Annotated in this window: 2 protein-coding genes; both read left to right on the top strand. The window is 71.4% G+C overall.

What is annotated here, in order from left to right:
* A partial coding sequence (locus tag ACYVE9_RS23230) for a carbon-nitrogen hydrolase family protein (RefSeq protein ID WP_461029843.1) occupies positions 1 to 655 on the top strand: 655 nt, incomplete at its 5' end.
* Positions 652 to 2,373: a flavin monoamine oxidase family protein gene (locus ACYVE9_RS23225; protein ID WP_461029842.1), complete on the top strand. Its 1,722-nt coding sequence runs from the start codon at positions 652 to 654 to the stop codon at positions 2,371 to 2,373. The genes ACYVE9_RS23230 and ACYVE9_RS23225, both read left to right, overlap by 4 nt.
* The last annotated feature ends 22 nt before the right edge of the window (positions 2,374 to 2,395 follow it).

Here is a 2,395-nt window from a genome sequence, read left to right as displayed (position 1 = left end):
CGTGCGGCAGGCCGCCGAACCCGCCGACGGCCCCGGCGCCGAGGCCGTCGGCCGGATCGCCGCACGGCACGGCGTCGCCCTGGCCTACGGCTACCCGGAACGCGACGGCACCGCCGTGTACAACTCGGTCCAGCTGATCGCCGCCAACGGCGACCGGCTGGCCGGCTACCGCAAGACCCACCTGTTCGGGGACTTCGAGGGCGGCGCGTTCCGGCCCGGTGACCGGCCCGTCGTGCAGGCCGAGTTGGACGGCGTCCGGGTCGGCCTGCTGATCTGCTACGACGTGGAGTTCCCCGAGACCGTCCGGGCGCACGCACTGGCCGGCACCGAACTGCTGGTCGTGCCGACCGCGCTGATGCGTCCCTTCGAGTTCGTGCCGCTCACCCTGCTGCCCGCCCGCGCCTGGGAGAGCCAGCTCTACATCGCCTACGCCAACCGGCACGGCGTCGAGGGCGACTTCCACTTCGCCGGACTGAGCTGCCTGGCCGCGCCGGACGGCACCGTGCCGGCCAGGGCCGGCACCGGCGAGGACCTCGTCGTCGCCGACGTCGACCCGGCCGCGCTGGCCGCCTCCCGCGCCGCCAACCCCTACCTCACCGACCGCCGCCCCGAGCTGTACCCGTCCCTGTGCTCGCAAGGAGAACCGCGCCGATGACCTCCACCGTGCCCGCCGCCGTCCACGACGAGCAGCACGCAGAGGCCCAGTCCCAGCCGCCCGTCACGATGTTCGGCCCGGACTTCCCCTTCGCCTACGACGACTACCTGCGGCACCCCGCCGGCCTGGGCGCGGTCCCGGCGACCGAGCACGGCACCGAGGTGGCCGTGATCGGCGGTGGCCTGTCGGGCATCGTCACCGCCTACGAGCTGATGAAGATGGGCCTCAAGCCGGTCGTGTACGAGGCCGACGCCATCGGCGGCCGGCTGCGCACCGCCACCTTCGACGGCTGCGACCCGTCGCTCACCGCCGAGATGGGCGCGATGCGCTTCCCGCCGTCGTCCACCGCGTTCCGGCACTACGTGGACCTCGCCGACCTGGAGTTGGAGCCCTTCCCCAACCCGCTGTCGCCGGACACCCCCTCGACGGTGGTGGACCTCAAGGGCGAGTCGCACTACGCGCGAACCCTCGACGACCTGCCGGAGGTCTACCACCAGGTGATGGACGCCTGGAACACCTGCCTGGAGGAGGGCGCCGACTTCTCCGACATGCAGCACGCCATCCGCACCAGGGACGTCGCCCGGATCCGGGAGATCTGGGGCCGGCTGGTGGAGAAGCTCGACAACCAGACCTTCTACGGCTTTCTCTGCGACTCACCGGCGTTCTCCTCGTTCCGGCACCGGGAGATCTTCGGCCAGGTCGGCTTCGGCACCGGCGGCTGGGACACCGACTTCCCCAACTCCATCCTGGAGATCCTGCGCGTCGTCTACACCGGTGCCGACGACGACCACCGCGGCATCGTCGGCGGCAGCCAGCAGCTTCCGCTGCGGCTGTGGGAGGACGAGCCCGCGAAGCTGGTGCACTGGCCGCTGGGCACCTCACTGAGGTCGCTGCACGAGGGCGCGCACCGCCCGGCCGTCACCCGGCTGCACCGCACCGCCGGCAACCGCGTCACGGTCACCGACGCGGCCGGCGACATCCGCACCTACCGGGCGGCGGTGTTCACCGCGCAGTCCTGGATGATGCTGTCCAAGATCGACTGCGACGACTCCCTGCTGCCCATCGACCACTGGACGGCGGTCGAACGCACCCACTACATGGAGTCGTCGAAGCTGTTCGTGCCGGTGGACCGGCCCTTCTGGCTGGACCCGGCCGTCGACGCCGAGGGCCGCCCCACCGGGCGCGACACGATGAGCATGACGCTCACCGACCGCATGACCCGCGGCACCTACCTGCTGGACGACGGCCCGGACCGGCCCGCGGTGATCTGCCTGTCCTACACCTGGTGCGACGACAGCCTCAAGTGGCTGCCGCTGGACGCCAACGAGCGCATGGAGGTCATGCTCAAGTCGCTCGGTGAGATCTACCCCGGGGTCGACATCCGCCGGCACGTCATCGGCAACCCGGTGACGGTGTCGTGGGAGAACGAGCCGTACTTCATGGGTGCCTTCAAGGCGAACCTGCCCGGCCACTACCGTTACCAGCGGCGGCTGTTCACGCACTTCATGCAGGACCGTCTGCCCGAGGACAAGCGCGGCCTGTTCCTCGCCGGCGACGACATCTCCTGGACCGCTGGCTGGGCCGAGGGCGCGGTGCAGACCGCGCTCAACGCGGTGTGGGGTGTCATGCACCAGCTGGGCGGGGCCACCGACCCGGCCAACCCGGGCCCCGGGGACGTCTACGACTCCATCGCCCCGGTCGAACTGCCCGAGGACTGAGGGCGACCGGGTGGCGGGCGCC

The sequence above is a fragment of the Streptomyces sparsus genome (assembly GCF_054776295.1).
Note: the sequence above shows the minus strand (reverse complement) of the source record. Positions and strands in the feature narration are given on the sequence as shown.